At 66.0% G+C, this 15,747-nt stretch carries 18 protein-coding genes and 1 tRNA gene; 15 read left to right on the plus strand and 4 right to left on the minus strand.

Going from position 1 to position 15,747, the window contains the following annotated elements; translation table 11 throughout:
- Positions 1-984 precede the first annotated feature (984 nt).
- From E1284_RS09165 to E1284_RS09175, 3 genes are all read right to left on the minus strand, one after another.
- Positions 985-1,944: a hypothetical protein gene (locus tag E1284_RS09165; protein ID WP_131938586.1), complete on the minus strand. Its 960-nt coding sequence runs from the start codon at positions 1,942-1,944 to the stop codon at positions 985-987.
- 435 nt (positions 1,945-2,379) lie between these two features.
- On the minus strand, positions 2,380-3,612 hold the full coding sequence (locus E1284_RS09170; protein WP_131938587.1) for a DUF6602 domain-containing protein: 1,233 nt from the start codon (positions 3,610-3,612) through the stop codon (positions 2,380-2,382).
- Positions 3,613-3,974: 362 nt separating this feature from the next.
- Positions 3,975-4,508, minus strand: coding sequence for a hypothetical protein (locus E1284_RS09175; RefSeq protein ID WP_131938588.1), 534 nt, complete (start codon positions 4,506-4,508; stop codon positions 3,975-3,977).
- 325 nt (positions 4,509-4,833) lie between these two features.
- Between E1284_RS09175 and E1284_RS09180 the strand changes: the two genes are divergently transcribed.
- The 13 genes from E1284_RS09180 to E1284_RS09235 all read left to right on the plus strand — a co-directional run bounded on the left by E1284_RS09180 (position 4,834) and on the right by E1284_RS09235 (position 14,484).
- Complete coding sequence (locus E1284_RS09180; RefSeq protein WP_131938589.1) at positions 4,834-5,619, plus strand: helix-turn-helix domain-containing protein; 786 nt, start codon at positions 4,834-4,836, stop codon at positions 5,617-5,619.
- An 85-nt stretch (positions 5,620-5,704) separates the two neighbouring features.
- Positions 5,705-6,106 carry an ATP-binding protein gene (locus E1284_RS09185; RefSeq protein ID WP_131938590.1) on the plus strand — a complete coding sequence of 134 codons (402 nt, stop codon included), beginning with the start codon at positions 5,705-5,707 and terminating at the stop codon, positions 6,104-6,106.
- A gap of 122 nt (positions 6,107-6,228) precedes the next feature.
- Positions 6,229-7,074 (plus strand): sigma-70 RNA polymerase sigma factor region 4 domain-containing protein, encoded by an 846-nt coding sequence (locus E1284_RS09190; RefSeq protein ID WP_131938591.1) that lies wholly within the window; start codon positions 6,229-6,231, stop codon positions 7,072-7,074.
- A 14-nt stretch (positions 7,075-7,088) separates the two neighbouring features.
- Positions 7,089-7,913 (plus strand): protein phosphatase 2C domain-containing protein, encoded by an 825-nt coding sequence (locus tag E1284_RS09195; RefSeq protein WP_131938592.1) that lies wholly within the window; start codon positions 7,089-7,091, stop codon positions 7,911-7,913.
- 134 nt (positions 7,914-8,047) lie between these two features.
- The gene (locus tag E1284_RS09200; RefSeq protein WP_243714358.1) at positions 8,048-8,449 is read left to right on the plus strand and encodes an SCO3933 family regulatory protein; all 402 of its coding nucleotides are present in this window, start codon (positions 8,048-8,050) and stop codon (positions 8,447-8,449) included.
- A gap of 14 nt (positions 8,450-8,463) precedes the next feature.
- On the plus strand, positions 8,464-9,804 hold the full coding sequence (locus tag E1284_RS09205) for an FtsK/SpoIIIE domain-containing protein (protein WP_131938593.1): 1,341 nt from the start codon (positions 8,464-8,466) through the stop codon (positions 9,802-9,804).
- Positions 9,805-9,909: 105 nt separating this feature from the next.
- Entirely contained in the window at positions 9,910-10,230 is a 321-nt protein-coding gene (locus E1284_RS09210; protein WP_131938594.1) for a hypothetical protein, read from the plus strand.
- Complete coding sequence (locus E1284_RS09215) at positions 10,227-11,063, plus strand: DUF2637 domain-containing protein (RefSeq protein WP_131938595.1); 837 nt, start codon at positions 10,227-10,229, stop codon at positions 11,061-11,063. Before E1284_RS09210 ends, E1284_RS09215 begins: the two co-directional genes overlap by 4 nt.
- 19 nt (positions 11,064-11,082) lie before the next feature.
- The gene (locus E1284_RS09220; RefSeq protein ID WP_131938596.1) at positions 11,083-11,295 is read left to right on the plus strand and encodes a hypothetical protein; all 213 of its coding nucleotides are present in this window, start codon (positions 11,083-11,085) and stop codon (positions 11,293-11,295) included.
- Positions 11,296-11,312: 17 nt separating this feature from the next.
- Positions 11,313-11,468: a hypothetical protein gene (locus E1284_RS41310; protein ID WP_165965187.1), complete on the plus strand. Its 156-nt coding sequence runs from the start codon at positions 11,313-11,315 to the stop codon at positions 11,466-11,468.
- A gap of 99 nt (positions 11,469-11,567) precedes the next feature.
- Positions 11,568-12,980, plus strand: a complete 1,413-nt coding sequence (locus tag E1284_RS09225) for a replication initiator (protein WP_131938597.1) — start codon at positions 11,568-11,570, stop codon at positions 12,978-12,980.
- On the plus strand, positions 12,974-13,156 hold the full coding sequence (locus E1284_RS09230; RefSeq protein WP_243714359.1) for a helix-turn-helix domain-containing protein: 183 nt from the start codon (positions 12,974-12,976) through the stop codon (positions 13,154-13,156). The genes E1284_RS09225 and E1284_RS09230 overlap by 7 nt, the downstream gene beginning before the upstream one ends.
- Complete coding sequence (locus E1284_RS09235) at positions 13,156-14,484, plus strand: site-specific integrase (RefSeq protein ID WP_131938599.1); 1,329 nt, start codon at positions 13,156-13,158, stop codon at positions 14,482-14,484. Before E1284_RS09230 ends, E1284_RS09235 begins: the two co-directional genes overlap by 1 nt.
- Before the next feature lie 69 nt (positions 14,485-14,553).
- Here E1284_RS09235 and E1284_RS09240 read toward each other — a convergent pair.
- A tRNA-Thr gene (locus E1284_RS09240) sits at positions 14,554-14,626 on the minus strand.
- 709 nt (positions 14,627-15,335) lie between these two features.
- On the opposite strand from E1284_RS09240, the gene E1284_RS43835 reads away from it, so the two are divergent.
- Both E1284_RS43835 and E1284_RS43840 read left to right on the plus strand, forming a co-directional pair.
- A complete protein-coding gene (locus E1284_RS43835; RefSeq protein WP_341770382.1) occupies positions 15,336-15,476 on the plus strand; it encodes a hypothetical protein in 141 nt (46 codons plus the stop codon).
- A 1-nt stretch (position 15,477) separates the two neighbouring features.
- The gene (locus E1284_RS43840; protein WP_341770383.1) at positions 15,478-15,657 is read left to right on the plus strand and encodes a winged helix-turn-helix domain-containing protein; all 180 of its coding nucleotides are present in this window, start codon (positions 15,478-15,480) and stop codon (positions 15,655-15,657) included.
- The last annotated feature ends 90 nt before the right edge of the window (positions 15,658-15,747 follow it).

The following is a 15,747-nucleotide window of genomic DNA, read 5'->3' on the forward strand; positions in this document are numbered from 1 at the left end:
CGCCGCGACCCTCAAGCGCTGGCACATCCTGCGGAAGGCCCGCTGCTCACCCAGCCGCCTGACCGCCATCGTCCAAGCCATCCTCACTCTTCACCACCAGGCCGAATGAGGTTGGAATCAGCTCAGTGATGGTCCCCGTCCCGGACTGATGAACGGCCCGGCGGCGATCTCGGGGTCAGGCCGGCCGGGCGATCTGCGCCTCCTGATGGTGAGACGGCCGCGGCCACGAGGCCGCGGCCGCCTCACCAAAGACAGGCCTCCATGCCATGCCCGGCGAGGACCTGCCAGACCTCCACCGCCAAGCCGCCGAAGGAAGAGGCGGCAGGCGTGGGGTCGCTGGTGCCAGTGGAGGAGACGCAACTCGGCGCCATCACCTACCCGGACTGGTTCGACCAGCCCGCCACGACATCCCGGCCCGATTCACCGCCACCACGCTCCGCGAGCCGCAGCACTACCGTCAGCAAAGGCCCCTGCCGAAGATCGCGAGGGGCCTCGGAACTGGGAGCCGGCGAGGGGACTTGAACCCCTAACCTTCTGTTTACAAGAAACCGGCCGCCCCGCAACCGGAGCCATCACCGCAGCTAAATCCGTCTGCGCGTGGTCGTGGAGGCCAGCAGTTGTAAGCCTCTGTTGCGGTACTTCCGTGCTGTACTTCTTGGCTACCCGGTCGGCGACTGAGCGTTCGCGCTGCCCTCCCGGGTGCTCGCTCGCGCGAACGGCGAGACCGTGCGACAGACCGATTCGCGCGGGCGTGCCCTCCGGCCCGCGGGGGCCGGGGGCCGCGAGCCTCTCGCTTCGGCCTCGCCTTCTTCACTAGACGGAATGATCCAGCGTACGCCGAGCGTCAAACGCTCGCCCCCCGTGCAATTTCAGTCAGATAAGCTTCAGAACAGCGACCAAGCGTAGATCTGAATAATAGAAGGCGATGAGGCCATTCGCCGATCACAGGCCTTTGGTGACACGTTCGCTTACCGCGCGTTTCGCTCACACCTTTCCCTGATCTGACTCGTCTGCAACCGGTCGAGAAGCACGAAATCTGCTCTTCTTCAGCTTCTCAACTTCACTGACCCGCAGCGGATCGATGATCGCTCGGAGCCAGGGCGATGGAGAGGCGTACACTCCTCCAGTCAATAGCATTCGCTCCTGGGCGCCGAAAAGAATAAAGCCCACTTCTTCAGCTTGCTTAAGGAGCCCGGACAGGCTTCGTTGCGCATCACGCTGGTGGATCATGGACAGTAGGTCGCCCGCTATCTCGCCCCAATCTTTGATCTGGTCAAAAATAACAGCCAGTTCATCGAGTTCGTCATCCGTTCCATCCGTTGGATAACCGAACTTATACTGATGGGCGTTCGCGACTACGTTCCAAACGTCTAAGCCGGTAGTGAGTTCTCGAAGCATCATCCCTTCTGGTTGGTCAGGATCTGGTACTACCCGCATCGGCTTGTTGGCAGCCTCTCCCTTGAGGAAGACGCCATCCGACCTAATGATCACATCGAGAATCTTCTCGATCTGTGATATCTCAAGTTTTCCGATTTCCTCTGCCAAACGTTCATGGTCCCATATTTCGATGGTGAGGCCCGGGTAGGTGAGACGCAATTCATTGTCTACGAACGCATCGACCTCGCCAATCAGCGTGTCATTCGTCAGATACCGCCACACTCGCATATCACGATGTTGAGCAATACAACCTTCCAAATCACCCTTGATTTTGCTTTTGGTCTTCGCTGCCGTTTCTCCGCGAGTGGCGTGGGCAGCGAAGAAGATGCGAGCTTTAGGGCAGTAGCCATCATTCTTGGTGTCCCCGTGTCGGCCACCCGCGCGTACGCGCTGATAATCACCCGGGTGAAGTTCCGAGCCGAGTCGGTCACAGAACGCCTGAAAAGAGTTGCCCTCGAAGGACGCGATGAGACTGGCGATGACCTTCCGCAGACTGTTGGCATCCATGAGTACATTGTCGCATGCATGTCAATCAGGGTCGTTTCTGCGCTTATCTTGAAGCCGAAGCTGTCCCCGTGGCTGTCCGGTGGCTGTCCCGGGAACGCCCGGCAATCACCTGGAACAGTCGGGCCTACCGGCACCCAACGAGAGTGGCCCTGGCAGCGTTGTAACTGATCGAGGGCCCCATTATGTGTGGTGGTGGCGGGTCAAAGATTCGAACCTGGGCAGGCTAAGCCGACGGGGTTGTATTTCACTAATTACGCTTTTCCTCTTGGCACTGGCTCATCTTCGTAGGCTCGAATCCTAAAGCCTCTCGGTTGTTCAAACGAGCCCAGCCCCAGCCCGTGATGCCGTATTGCCAGGAGTTGACAGAGCGCATCCGGCCACAACGGATCGGGGCTGCCCAATGCTATGCCTGACCAGCGCCACGACGCCTCTAATCTACGACTCGGCATCCCGACCACTTGCATTCCGCTGCTCAATCCAGCGGGTCAACCGTCCAGTATTGTTCTCGGCAGCAACTAGCTCACCAGTAGGTAGAATGGCAAGTCCGCATTCACGCGTGATGAGCCTCAACTTAGAGCCATCGACTGCTACTAGCCTGGTTTCCAACAAACGCATAAGCAGCTCTTCTATAGCGACACCTGTTTCGTCAAGCCAGGCCAACAGCAGGGGATCATCTAGGTGAACCTCTCGCCCTCCGCTGAGTTGCGAGAGAATGACGAACTCTTCCGAAGTCACAAATGCCGGACTCCAAGATTTTCGGGTCGGAGTATCGTCCAGCTTCTTGACAGTGGCCTCGTGTACTCGCATTTCCCAACCATCCTGGCCATGCCCCTGGACGGCGCGCGCACTCAACAAACCCCGCGCGACTTCGATATCAAGGTCTTCTCCCCATGCATCCGAGCCCAGACCATATAGTTCATCCAAACGTGTCCAGATGAACTCCAGCAGCAGAAGTAGAGGATTTATCGGAGTGGAGAAACAGAACGGCCACCATTCGCCTCTCATCACGGGAGAATAAGGTCGTCCATTAGCCTTAGCGAGTGAATAGTTACCAGATACGATCAACTGAGGAAAGGAGGACACGCCAAAGCCCGCGACTCCCAGATTTTCCTCCAGGAACTTCACTAGCGCATTTCGGAACGCTTGCTCACTCTTGAAACCATGGAGCCCGAGGATGATACGGACACTGGAAATTTGTTCCAAGATAAGTGTGCGGAGAATGACCTTCTCGCCGGACGAAAGTGAAGACAAATCTCCGGATTCGGCAACAATCTTTCCGGTCATTTGAGCGAACGATCTCCAGGCTTGGCCAATATCGACGGAAGCCCCCTCCTCTTCAAGAGAGGAGAGGTAGTTATCTTCGAGCGTGTGGACGGTGCGCAGTTGACCAAATGCTTCACGCAGTTCTGCGCTATATAGGTTTTTCTTAACTTCAATAACGGCGATAACGTCTTTGACGTGCCACACATATGCATTGGTGTAGGGAAGTTTTTCTCCATCGCCACGAACAAGCATGCAATCCAGCTGTCCCGACATATTGCCGTGCCCGTCAGCAGCAAAACCTGTTACTATTCGCAAACCGAGACTTCCCGGTATCGCGCGACCTAGGAGATCAGCCGAAAGCCCTTCGTACATGTCGCCAATCGTCGGCGCATGCTTGATGTTCACTGCGTCAAGCTTCTGCAGCTCTGTCTCTAGAATCCCTGAAAGTAGATCCGCAACTGTTCGTATCATTGGACCTCAGATCTTAGTTCGCTTGCCAAGTGTGGGACAAGTTTCTGCGTTGCGAGCCCCGCATGCTTCTGCATCTGCGGGAACGCCTCAGCACTGCACGAGGTAGCGCGTGATGTCCTTCGCCCCTCTGTCAGCGTTAGCACGGACGACCACCCCGGAGGGTGTGCCCGCGCGAACGGCGAGAGGGTGTGACAGACAGCTGCGCGCGGGCGTGCCCTCCGGCCCGCGGGGGGCTGGGGGTCGCGAGACCCCCGCTTCGCGCACGTCCAAGCCAACGGGGCAGACACCGGCAGGATTTAGTGTCCTCGCAAAAATCTTCTTGGATTCTTACGCAGAGGCTCGCCAACCTCAGCAAGACGGGACCGCCGAGCACGACTCACGGCATAGATGGCCTCAGCGAGCAGACCCGGCTTCCAGGCTACTTTTATCTCTTGGGTTCCGGCATTGTGTGCCGACATCATTTTTTCGAGGGAATCCAATGCCTCTTTAACGAGACCCCTACCTTCAAATTCTCCCAACGCTTCCAGTTCGGCTCGCGCAGGTCCAAGAGAGTCCACTATCGGAAGAATATATTCTTTGCGCTCTTCCCAATTTGTAACATCTATATCCGGCGTCGCCAAGATGTAGCGATTTGCAGAATTGGCGGCAGTGATGCACATTTGAAGAAGAGCTTCGAAATGCTTCAAGTCAATGTCGAGTAGTTTTAGTTCAGAATCAACCCGAATTCGCACATGTGCTAGGTAGCGTTGCGTAAAATAGGTTACGGTGCCGACAATAAATGCTGATGTACCAGTGATAATAGATGCCCAGACAGGTGCCTCGATGCTCATGCGGGTCATTGTCTCGTATGCCTATGAGGATTGGTGGCCGGTTCCGCAGTTCTCATGAGGGTTGGTCCGGAAACGGTCCAAGGCTGCTATACCGACCAGTCGGCCGCACGCACCGGCGCGGCGGGACCGGACGGGACAGGCCGCATGCCCGGCGCGTCGGGGCGGGCGGCCGCCGGCGACCGCGTAGCGGGCGCCCTTGAAGACGTATAGAAAGTCCTCATCCGGCAGGCTAGGAAGTCCGTTGACCTGCGGGTTTGGGCGGTGGCTTGGCGCGTCTCGTCGTGGTGGCCTTGGTTGAGGTTCTCGGGTGGTAGAACGCTCGGTTATGGGTGCTGAGCGGCTGCAGGAGATCGGGCGGGAGTTGCGGCGGTTGCGGACTGCTGCGGGGTTGTCCGGAGTTGGATTGGCGGCTCGGGCTGGGGTTCCTCAGCCAACGGTGTCTCGGGTGGAGACCGGGCGCCGGGTGGCTGATCCGGAGGTTGTTGCGCGGTTGGTCGGGGCTTTGGATGTGGGGCCGGCTGAGGCTGAGCGGCTGTTGGGCCTGGTTCGTGAGGCTTATGCGGAGACGTCCCGTCGGGTTGATGCTGGGGTGTCGTTCCGGGGCGGGACGGGTGCGGAGCTGCTTGCTGGAGCTCAGGTCGTGCGGGCGTTTGAGGCTGTGGTGGTTCCTCGGTTGTTGTGGACGGTCGAGTATGCGGCTGCGGTCGGGGCGGACGTCGATGGGGTCTCCGTGCTGGAAGACGAGGGGCGGCGGTTCGTGGTCGTAGTGGCTGAGGCTGCCTTGCGGACGTGGCCGGGGTCGGGGGAGTGCATGGCGGGGCAGCTCGCGCGGCTGGTGGAGGTGTCTGGGCTGGCGAACGTGCGGTTCGGGGTCGTGCCTGGGGCGGGGGTGCCTCGTGTGCCGCTGCATGGGTTCTCGGTGTACGACGATGCGGCCGTGTCGGTGGAGACGTTCACGCGTGAGCTGACCTTGACCGATGCGGACGAGGTCCGGGCGTACGTGGAGATCTTCGAGGGGTTCGAGCGGGCGGCCGTGTTCGGGGACGAGGCGCGGCGTCTGGTGGAACGGGCGGGCCGTGATCTGCAAAAAGTTCTAAGCTCTATTCACTGAGCGTATTGAATAGTCCCCTAGATCTGTCATACGCTGCGTCTTCCTCGGGGTGTTTAGCCCCCTAGACGCGCGGGTGGTGGTCGACGTGACGCGCTTGTCCCGGCTGTTCGCGGGCCGACGCGATTCGATCAGTCAAGCCAGAGCCTTCGGTCGGGCCTTCATCGCCGACCGTGTTCCGGACGAAGTCGCCGGGCTGGTCGAACTGGTCGTGAGTGAGCTGTGCACGAACGCCGTGGAGCACACGGCGAGCGGGGAGGACGGCGGGAGCTACGTCCTCGAACTGGAGTTGCAAGACGGGCAGGTCCGGGTCGCCGTGGTCGACATGGGCGCCCTGACGCAACCGGCGGTGAACGATGAACCGAGCGGGCCGGACGCCGTTTCCGGGCGTGGGCTGTTCATCGTGGAGGCCGTCTCCAAGGCGTGGGGCAGTGAACCCGTGCGGGTCGGTCGGCGGGTCTGGGCGGACGTCGTCGGCGCGGCGGTGTGAGCGGGCCGCCGATACCGCGTCGTCGGCGACGCTTACGCGCTGTCAGTTCTTCGACGGGTCATGAGCTTTCCGGCACAGTGTCTAGAGTCCTAGACTCCCTGGTGGAGGCCGGAGGAGGTGTCATGCCAGGCGAGTTGGAGCGCATCGCGCAGATCGATGACCCGTACGAGCTGCTTCGCGCGGCGACTGAGCGCCTGGCGGAGGCTCAGCAGGAGGTCACCGAACTGGCGCGGCTCCGGCGGCGGCTGATTCAGGACCTGCATGCGCAAGGGATGTCGTACGCGCAGATCGCGCAAGCGGCGGGACTGAGCCGCGGGCGCATCCATCAGATCCGGCACACGGGGCCGGCGCCTGAGGGGGCGTTCCTCGGCTCGGGTGAGGTCACCGTGGTGACTCCGCTGCGGCCCGACCCTGCCAGCGATCGGACGTATGTCGCCCTGGACGACCTCAAGACCGGGCAGCGCGTGGAGGAACTGGCCCGGACGTTCGACCTGTCGGTGAACTCCGATCACGTGGGGATCGACGGCGGGATCGATCTGAACCGGCCTGGTCTGCTGGTGATCTGCGGGCCTCGGATGTCGCCTGCAATGCGTGAGGCCTACGACAAGGACCCGGTCCTGGAATGGGAGCGGGACGAGGTCGGATGGCTGCTGCGCGACACCCGGACGGGCGACGAGCACCGGTCGGGACAGGAGGACGACCCTCCTCGGCCGTACGACATCGGATACCTCGGGCGGCTGCCCCGGCCGGACGGCAACGGCAGCTTCATCGCGATTGCGGGCGTCCATCCGGAGGGGTCGTTGGGTGTGGTGCATCTGCTGACCACGGATATCGGCAGTCTGTGGGGGCAAGTCGGCAACGACCGGTTCTCGGTCGTGGTCGGTACCGAGTACGCCCCGGACACCCATGAGCCGGTGCGGACGGAGCTGCTGACCCCGATCTACCGGCACGATGAGGCGCCGACCTGACGAGGAACGTATGTATGCGTGTGCTGATCGCCAGCGAACCGGGACGCCCCGAGCGGGACAACGAGGACTTCGCGGCGGCGGCACCTGGGCTGCTGCTCGTGGTCGACGGTGCCGGCGCTCCGGCCGGAGTCGAGTCGGGGTGCGTGCATTCGGTGTCCTGGTACGCGCACAACCTCGGCGGGCTGCTGCTCGCCGCTGCTGCCGACGTCGGCGTGGGCCTGGGCGAGGCGCTTGCGGTGAGCATCGAGCGCGTCAACGCGCTGCACGCGACGACATGCGACCTTCGGCACCCTGGCTCGCCCTCCGCGACTGTGGCGCTGGCAAGGGTACATGACGGGTGGCTTGAACACCTGGTGCTCTCGGACGCTGTTCTCGTCCTCGACCGCCGCGACCAGGGGCCGACCGTCGTCACGGATGGGCGGCTGGCTGAGGTGATCGCGCGGTTGGACGAACCGGACGACCGCCCCGCCGTCGGCAGTGACGAACACGCGGGCCGCCTGCGGAGCCGAGTGGAACGGCTCGCCGAGTACCGCAATCAGCCGGGCGGCTTCTGGGTGGCCAGCACGAAACCGGAAGCAGCGCATGAGGCGCTGATGGGGTCCACGCCCCTCGCCGACCTGGACGCGGTCGCGCTGCTGAGCGACGGTGCCAGCCGGTTGGCCGACCGCTTCGACCTGATGACCTGGCCTGACGTGCTCGGCATCCTGCGCAAGGGCGGACCTGGGGAACTGATCGCACGGACCCGTGAGGCTGAGGCGTCCGACCCGGACGGCGTGCGCTGGCCACGTGGCAAGGCATCCGACGACGCCAGCGCCGTCTACTGGGCCATCCGGGGCTGAGCCCCGAGTCTCTGTAGACCCCCCTAGACAGTCGCCGGTTCATCCCTTACCTTCACTGTGTACCCCTCTAGACAGTTCGCTCGCGAAACGGGTCGGACCCTAGTGTCTAGGGGGGTGGACGACAGGAGGACCTTGTGCGCAACATCCCGGTGGACGTGTCGGCGCTGACGTTCGTGTGCGTGTCGCCACCGCGCCCCAAGCTGGTCAACCAGGACACCGGCGAGGTGAAGACCGACCGCAACGGTCAGACGGTGTTCACGGTGGGTCTGTCGGCCGCCGACGCGTCGGGGCGGGTGGACCTGCTCAACGTCGCGGTGACGGGCGACCAGTCGGTGACGATCGGGGAGGTCGTGACGCCGGTCGGCCTCGTCGCCTTCCCCTGGGAAGCGGTCCTCGGCGGTGAGAAGCGGTGGGGTGTGGCCTACCGCGCCGACCGCATCGCGCCCGTCTCCTCGGCCGCCCCGCCCTCGGCCTCCTCGTCGTCGGGCTCGTCGTCGGGCTCGTCGGATACGTCCGCTTCGGCGGGCGTGGCCTGAACGGCGGCCCGGTCATGAGTGACCTGCTCCCGGTGCTCGGGGTCCTGGCCGCTGCGGCGGCCGGGCTCTGGGCCTGGCGCCGCTGGCACCCGGCCTCGTTCTGGTACGGCGTCGGCTTCCCCGCCCGTGCGGTGCTGGTGTATCTGACGTGGCATCACGTCGCCTCGGGCTGCAAGCTGACCCGGCAGCGGCGGCGGCTCCGGCTCACTCTCGACGCCGTCCCGCTCGTCGGCCCGGCGTCCCGCAACGCCGCGACCGTGGTCGAGCAGAAGCGGCGGGTGCGGTGGGTCGACGTCGAGCGCGCTCCCCGCCTCGGCCTTTTGCGCCCGACGCGGCTCGGCTGGCGCATGCGGCTGCGCCTTCACGATGGGCAGGTACCGGCGGACTACGAGAAGGCGGCGGAGGGGATCGCGCACGCCTGGCGCGTCCACTCGGTTCGGGTGGTCGATGTGCGGCCCGGCTACGTCACCCTGTGGGCGACCATGCGTGACCCGCTCACCGAGGTCACGGTGTCGCCGGCGCCGGTGGAACTGCTGCGGGTGCGGCCCGGCAAGCTGGAGAACGGGCACGACTGGGTGATGGACTTCCGGACCGTGCCGCACTGGCTCAACGCCGGGGCGACACAGTCGGGCAAGTCCAACCTGGCGAACGCCATCCTCCGTGACCTGGCCCCGCAGCCGGTCGCGCTGGTCGGCTTCGACCTCAAAGGCGGCGTCGAGTTCACCCCCTACGCGCCGCGGTTGTCGGCGCTGGCCACGACCCGCAAAGAGTCGGTCGACCTGCTGGCCGATCTGGTCGGCGAGGTCGAGAACCGCATGGCCACGTGCCGCGCGCATGGTGCCCGCAACGTGTGGACGCTCCCCGAACACCTGCGGCCCGTCCCTGTCGTGGTCCTGGTGGACGAGGTCGCAGAGCTGTTCCTGATGGCCGACAAGTCCGAGAAGGAGGAGGTGTCGCGGACCGCTACCGCGCTGCTGCGGGTCGCCCAGCTCGGCCGCGCGTTCGCCGTCCACCTGATCGTGTGCGGGCAGCGCATCGGCTCCGACCTCGGCCCCGGCGTCACCGCACTACGCGCTCAGCTCTCCGGGCGGGTGTGCCATCGGGTCAACGACCCCGAAACCGCCAACATGACCCTCAGCGACCTCGACCCGGCCGCCAGCGACACCGCTCGTGCCATCCCCGCCGAGACTCCGGGGGTGTGCGTGGTCTCCGGGCAGGACGGCACCTGGCACCGTGCCCGCTCGGTCTACGTCCCCGAGAGCGAAGCCGAACACGCGGCGCGTGAGTACGCGCACCTGACCCCGGACTGGGACGCGCTGATCGGCTCGGTCCCGGCCGTCGACCCGGCCGCCTAACCGGCCCTCCTCCGCTCCCTTCCCTCTCCTTCGGCTCGGTGTGAGCCCTGATCGCGCCACGTCCCTACCCGCCCCATGCCCGGAACTCGTCCTGGAGGCTGCCCGATGGTCGCTCGCGTCCGGTTTCTTCGTCCCCGTCCTCGTCCCCGGTTCGTCGCCGTCCCGTCCCCGTCGTCCCCGTCTTGGCCGTCCGGCTCGTCGTCCTCGGGTTCGTCCCGGTCGTCGGTGGTGTCGTCCTGGGACGTGTGGCGGATCGGCGTCGAGTGGGACGAGTTCCGCTCCCTGCACGTCGCCCGCTGCCAGCGCTGCGCCGAGTCGTTCGCCTCCTCGTCCTGCGGTGAGGTCGATGACTGGGCCGACAGCCACCGGTGTGACGCCGAACTGGCCGCGCTCCTGGCCCTCGTCACCTCCGGGCGGGCGGCATGACCCGCCGCATCCTCGGCACGGTCGCCGATTCGGGGCCGGTGGTGGTGCTGGCCGGTATCGCGGCGGCGGGCTCGTTCACCCACATCCGCGACACCGCCACCGAGCACGGTCAACGCGGCTGGATGGCCTGGGCCATCGCGGTGTGCATCGACCTGACATGCGTCATGGCGGCCGGAGAGCGGCAGCGTGACAAGCGCACCGGGCGCGACACCGGGCGGCTGTCGTGGCCGACCGTCGTCCTGGTCGGCGGGATCCTGCTGTCGCTGGCCGCCAACCTGGCACAGGCCGACCCGTCAGTCTGGGGCTGGATCACCGCGGGCACTCCGGCGGGCGCGTTCCTGGTCGCGGTGTCGATGCTGGAACGCCGCAAGGCCGGCCCTGATTCGGTGGCTCGTCCCTCGCCGGTCCCGGACTGCTTCGGCCCCGCGTCCCCCTCGCTGTCCTCGTCCGGCTCGTCGTCCGATGGCTCGTCCTCGTCCCCGTGGGTGGTCTGGGAGCGCCCCACCACCGTCCCTGCTGCTGCCGGGGCTGTCCAGCACAGTCAGGACGACCAGGAGCAGGGCGAGGACGAGCGGGACGGCCAGACCTCCATCCCCGTCCCTGCCGAGCACTCGGCTTCGTCGCCGTCCGTCTCCTCGTCCTCGGCCCCTTCGTCCTCGTCGGCTCCGGCGGGTCCGCTGGTCGACTTCGCGCGCCGCGTCGCTGCCGAACACGAAACCGAGCACGGGCGGCCCATCACCCGTGACGCGCTCCGCGCACGCCTCGGCGTCTCCAACCAACTCGCCTCCGACCTGCTCCGCCAGCTCCGCACCGAAACCGCATCGCTCGCCTGACCCGCTAGAGGAAACCGCAATGACCACTCGCGCCGATCACGCCAACCCCACCACCTCGACCGGCCAGCCGACGCCGATCGTGCCCGGCCACCTGTTCGCCCGTCACCCGCAACCGCTGCCCGTGCTCCCGGTGCTCGTCGTCGGGTGGGCGTGCGGGACGTGCGGCGGGGGCGGGGTCGCCTCCGACGGCTCCACCTGCCCCGACTGCAACGGCCACGGCCACACCAACTGACACGAGAGGCACCCGCCATGTTCCTGCGCCGCTGCGCCTTCGCCGCCTTCTGGCTCGTCCTGGGCCTGTTCCTGATCCGCCAACCCGAGAACGCCGCCCACGCCGTCCGCGCCATCGTCGGCGGCCTGGCGCTGGTCGCCGACGCCCTCGCGCGGTTCACCACCGCCTTCTAGATCCCCGGCGTGGCCGCTGTCGCCGGCAAGCATCCGCGGCCACGCCGGGTCCGCCCCACCACCCGCAACCACCCGCACAGGCGAGGAGACCGCCCCATCATGCCCGACCCGGCACCCGCCATCAGCCCACTTGCCGCACGCGACATGGCCAACCGCTACAACCGCGCCGACTTCCGCGCCTGGGCACGCCGCGCACACGCCACCGGCGGCTGTGCCCAACCAGTCCACCTACGCGGCCGCGTCACCCACCTCGACCCGCAGACCGGCGAGATCCTGCACCACTACTCCACCGCCCGCGAGCCGGGCGGGGCGCTGCGGGTGGCCTGCAAAACCCGGCGGGCCTCGCGCTGTCCGGCGTGTGCAGAGACCTACCGGGCCGACACCTACCAACTCGTCCGCGCCGGACTCGTCGGCGGCAAAGGCGTCCCGGACACCGTCACGACGCATCCGGCGGCGTTCGTCACCCTGACCGCGCCATCCTTCGGTCCCGTCCACACCCGCCGCACCGGCAAGGGCGGAGGCGTGGTGGCCTGCCGTCCCCGGCGCGACGGCGGGACCTGCCCGCACGGGCGGCCAGTCTCCTGCACCGTCCGGCACTCCAACGCAGACCCTAGGCTCGGGCAACCGATCTGCCCCGACTGCTTCGACTACACCGGCGCGGTGCTGTGGAACGCGCACGCCCCCGAACTATGGCGCCGGTTCACCCTGGCCTTCCGGCGATACCTCGCGCGGTCGGCCGGGCTGCGGGTCTCCGACCTGCGGGACGTGCTCACCGTCTCCTTCGCCAAAGTCGCCGAATACCAACGGCGCGGCCTGGTCCACTTCCACGCCGTCATCCGCCTCGACGGACCCGGCGGCCCCGACAACGCTCCGCCCGCCTGGGCGACCCTCGACCTACTCAACGCCGCCGTGCACCACGCGGCGGGCGCCGTCACCGTCTCCACCCCGGCGGCCGGAGACGTCCCGGCCAAAGAACACGTGTGGGGATCCCAGATCGACGTACGCCCGATCACCACCACGGGCGAACTGACAGATACGGCGGTCGCGGGCTACATCGCCAAGTACGCGACCAAGGCGGCTGAGTGCGTCGGCACCCTCGACCGGCGCATCAGGCCGACTGACGACTTGGCCGACCTTCCCGCGTCCGGTCACGCTCGGCGGCTCATCGCCGAATGCCTGCACCTGGCCGCGATCGAGGACTACGCGGGCCTGCGGCTGGCCGAGTGGGCACACATGCTCGGCTTCCGCGGCCACTTCTCTACCAAGTCCCGCCGCTACTCCACCACCCTCGGCGCGCTGCGTGCGGCGCGTATCGAGCACAACCAGCGCGAACACGACGACATCACGACCGGCCGCCTGCCCTTCGACGACGACCAGGTCCTCGTAATCGCTCACTGGCGCTACCTCGGCCAAGGCATGACGCCGGGCGAAGCACTGCTCACCGCTGCCCTTACCGGCAAGCCCTTGCCTTCTCTCGCCCCGTCCACCTCGCCACTAGGGAGCACGTGTTGACCGACCTGGTTCTGACCGTCGACGAAGCGGCCGAACGGCTCCGTGTAAGCCGCTGGACGCTCTACAACCTCATCCGCTCCAACCAGCTCCGCACGGTCAAGATCGGCCGCCGCCGCCTCGTCCCCGTCAACGCCCTCGCCGAGTACATCGACCAGCTCATGGAAGAGGCTGCCTGATGCCGAGAACCGCAATCGCCACCCCTGACGAGCCGGACGACGGCAAAAAGCGCAAGAGCACCCGGCGCAGTCGAGCCAACGGGGAAGGCTCGATCTACCCCTACCGGAACGGCTACGCGGCGTACGCCTGGGTGACCACTCCCACCGGGGAGCGCAAGCGCAAGTACGTCTACGGGAAGACGCGCGACATCGTCCACGGTAAGTACGTCAAGCTCCTCAGCACAGCGGCTCAGCGGCCGGTCGCCACCACGGTGCCCACCGTTGAGACGTACCTGGCGTACTGGCTGCGCGATGTGGTCGAGCCGAACCGGGAGCCCAACACCTACTCGAACTATGAGCTGATGAGCCGCCTTCACATCGTCCCCGGTCTGGGGAAGAAGCGACTCGACCGGCTGACCGTCCGGGACGTCCAGACCTGGCTGAACAAGCTTCCCGGTGCCTGTCAGTGCTGTGCACAGGGCAAAGACGCGAAGCGGCCCGTAGAGCACAAGGACCCGCGCAAGCGGCGGCGGTGCTGCGCGGTCGGGGAGTGCTGCCAGGACTTCCCGAGTCGGCGGACGATCACGCTCGCGCGCAACACGCTGCGGAACGCGCTCAACCACGCCATGACGGAAGAGATCCTCGTACGGAACGTGGCGAGTCTGGCCAAGGTGCCGGCGGCCCGCAAGCGCGCTCGTAAGTCGTCCACCTGGACGGTAGAGGAGGCGCGTCGGTTCCTGGAGCACACGCGCCAAAGCAATGACCCACTGTATGCCGCGTGGGTCCTGATCCTGCTCATGGGCATGCGCAAGGGCGAGGTGTTCGGCCTGCGGTGGGCCGATGTCGACTTCGCGACCGAGGAACTCAGCATCGGCTGGCAGCTACAGCGCGTCGGCTCCCGCCTGATTCACAAGGAGCGGACCAAGACGGACGGCTCTACGGACGTCCTACCGCTTCCTTCCCTCTGCACGGCTGCGCTGCGGCTCCGTGAGACACAGCAGAAAGCAGAACGTGAGGCGTGCGACGACTGGCACGAAAGCGATCTCGTCTTCACGACCAGGACGGGTCGTCCGATAGAGCCGCGCAACGTCAACCGGGCCTTCGAGTCGCGCTGTGCTGCTGCTGGCGTCAAGGTGATCCGGGTTCATGACACCCGGCACACATGCGGCAAGCTGCTGGCCGCGCTGGACGTCCACCCTCGGGTCGCGATGCAGATCCTTCGGCACAGCAAGATCAGCCTGACCATGGAGATCTACACCGAGGTTCCGAGCGAGCAGACCAGGGCGGCGCTCAAGCGGCTCGGCGAACACCTGAGGTCCGGCGACGACAGCGGGGAGGCGTCCGCGTAGCTGTACTTCGCTGCTGTACCTGTTAGCAAACGGGCCCCTTCCAAGATCGGAAGGGGCCTTTGACGTGCGAGCCGGCGAGGGGACTTGAACCCCTAACCTTCTGTTTACAAGACAGATGCTCTGCCAATTGAGCTACGCCGGCGGGCTCGTTCCGCATCGTAGTCGACTTCGTGGGAGTCGTGCTCAGGGTGTTGGGAGGGGGAAGCAGCGGCGTAGGGGGCGGTGCCGTGGGTTGGTCGGTGCTCCTGGGTGGAGGGCAAGTACTGCCAGGCAGTACTTGCTTAACGTGAGGGGCGACACCGTCGAGATCGGTTCGTCGGTGTGCGACACCGGCCCGGGGCGCCGAGGTGGACGCGGGGCGCATCTTCGACCGGTTCGTCCGTGCTGGTCCGAGGTTGCAGCCGATGGGTGGTGCGGGGCTCGGGCCGACAGCGTCGCCTCGGCTGGCCTGCGCGCACGGCGGTTGAGCATGCGTCCGGCGGTGGTGCCGGGTTCGTCCCGGAACTGCCGCTGCGCCTGGACAGACCCGCCAGAGTGCCCCCGTCAAGGAGGGCGCGTGAGCCGGATCCTGATCGTCGAGGACGAGCCGCGCATCACGTTCTTCTTACGGAGAAGGGCCGCCGTCATTGCCTACGAGCAGGCCCGCGGCGGCGCGCTCGACTTGGTGATTCTCGTCATCGGGCTGCCGCTGTGGGACGGGTTCACCGTGCTGTGCCGGATCCGCGAGGGGCGCGCGTTGCGCTGTCCGTCATCATCCTCACGGCCCGCGACAGTGTGGCCGACACCGTCGCCAGTTTGGAGGGAGACGCCCACGACTACATTGCCAAGCCCTTCGCCTTTGAGGAACGCTCGTGTGGCTGCGGCTGCGCGCCGACCGGATCCTCGAGCCCACGCTGCTGCCTGTCGGCGACCTCGCCCTCGACCTGCGGACCCGGCATGCCCACGTCCCCGGGCGGACGGTCGAGCCCACCTCGCGAGTTCACCCTCGCTGAGATGTTCTGCCGCAATCTCGACCAGGTGCTGATGCGGGAGCAGTGCTGGCGCACGTGTGGGGCTTTCGGTTTCGATCCCGGTTCGAGTGTCGTGGACGTGTACGTCCGCTATCTGCGGCGCAAGCTCGGTGTCGACCGCTTCGAAGGCGTGCGGGGCGCGGGCTACCGTCTGCGGACGTGACGCGCGGGGGTGGTGGCCGGACGTGGCCCCGGAGGGGGGAGTCGGCGGGGGCGTTTTACGGTGGGGATATGGGCGAGTTGGGTGTTGCCG

Origin of the sequence: Actinomadura bangladeshensis (assembly GCF_004348335.1) — a bacterium.
Classification (GTDB): Bacteria; Actinomycetota; Actinomycetes; order Streptosporangiales; family Streptosporangiaceae; genus Spirillospora; species Spirillospora bangladeshensis.

Bases quoted from the DNA above. Each gene is read 5' to 3' on its own strand.
- E1284_RS09205 (WP_131938593.1), top strand. From the start codon at position 8,464: ATGAGTGACCTGCTCCCGGTGCTCGGGGTCCTGGCCGCTGCGGCGGCC.
- E1284_RS09215 (WP_131938595.1), top strand. From the start codon at position 10,227: ATGACCCGCCGCATCCTCGGCACGGTCGCCGATTCGGGGCCGGTGGTG.
- E1284_RS09165 (WP_131938586.1), bottom strand. From the start codon at position 1,944: ATGGATGCCAACAGTCTGCGGAAGGTCATCGCCAGTCTCATCGCGTCC.
- E1284_RS09225 (WP_131938597.1), top strand. From the start codon at position 11,568: ATGCCCGACCCGGCACCCGCCATCAGCCCACTTGCCGCACGCGACATG.
- E1284_RS09210 (WP_131938594.1), top strand. From the start codon at position 9,910: ATGGTCGCTCGCGTCCGGTTTCTTCGTCCCCGTCCTCGTCCCCGGTTC.
- E1284_RS09195 (WP_131938592.1), top strand. From the start codon at position 7,089: ATGCGTGTGCTGATCGCCAGCGAACCGGGACGCCCCGAGCGGGACAAC.
- E1284_RS09190 (WP_131938591.1), top strand. From the start codon at position 6,229: ATGCCAGGCGAGTTGGAGCGCATCGCGCAGATCGATGACCCGTACGAG.
- E1284_RS43840 (WP_341770383.1), top strand. From the start codon at position 15,478: ATGTTCTGCCGCAATCTCGACCAGGTGCTGATGCGGGAGCAGTGCTGG.
- E1284_RS09180 (WP_131938589.1), top strand. From the start codon at position 4,834: ATGGGTGCTGAGCGGCTGCAGGAGATCGGGCGGGAGTTGCGGCGGTTG.
- E1284_RS09175 (WP_131938588.1), bottom strand. From the start codon at position 4,508: ATGAGCATCGAGGCACCTGTCTGGGCATCTATTATCACTGGTACATCA.
- E1284_RS09235 (WP_131938599.1), top strand. From the start codon at position 13,156: ATGCCGAGAACCGCAATCGCCACCCCTGACGAGCCGGACGACGGCAAA.
- E1284_RS41310 (WP_165965187.1), top strand. From the start codon at position 11,313: ATGTTCCTGCGCCGCTGCGCCTTCGCCGCCTTCTGGCTCGTCCTGGGC.
- E1284_RS09220 (WP_131938596.1), top strand. From the start codon at position 11,083: ATGACCACTCGCGCCGATCACGCCAACCCCACCACCTCGACCGGCCAG.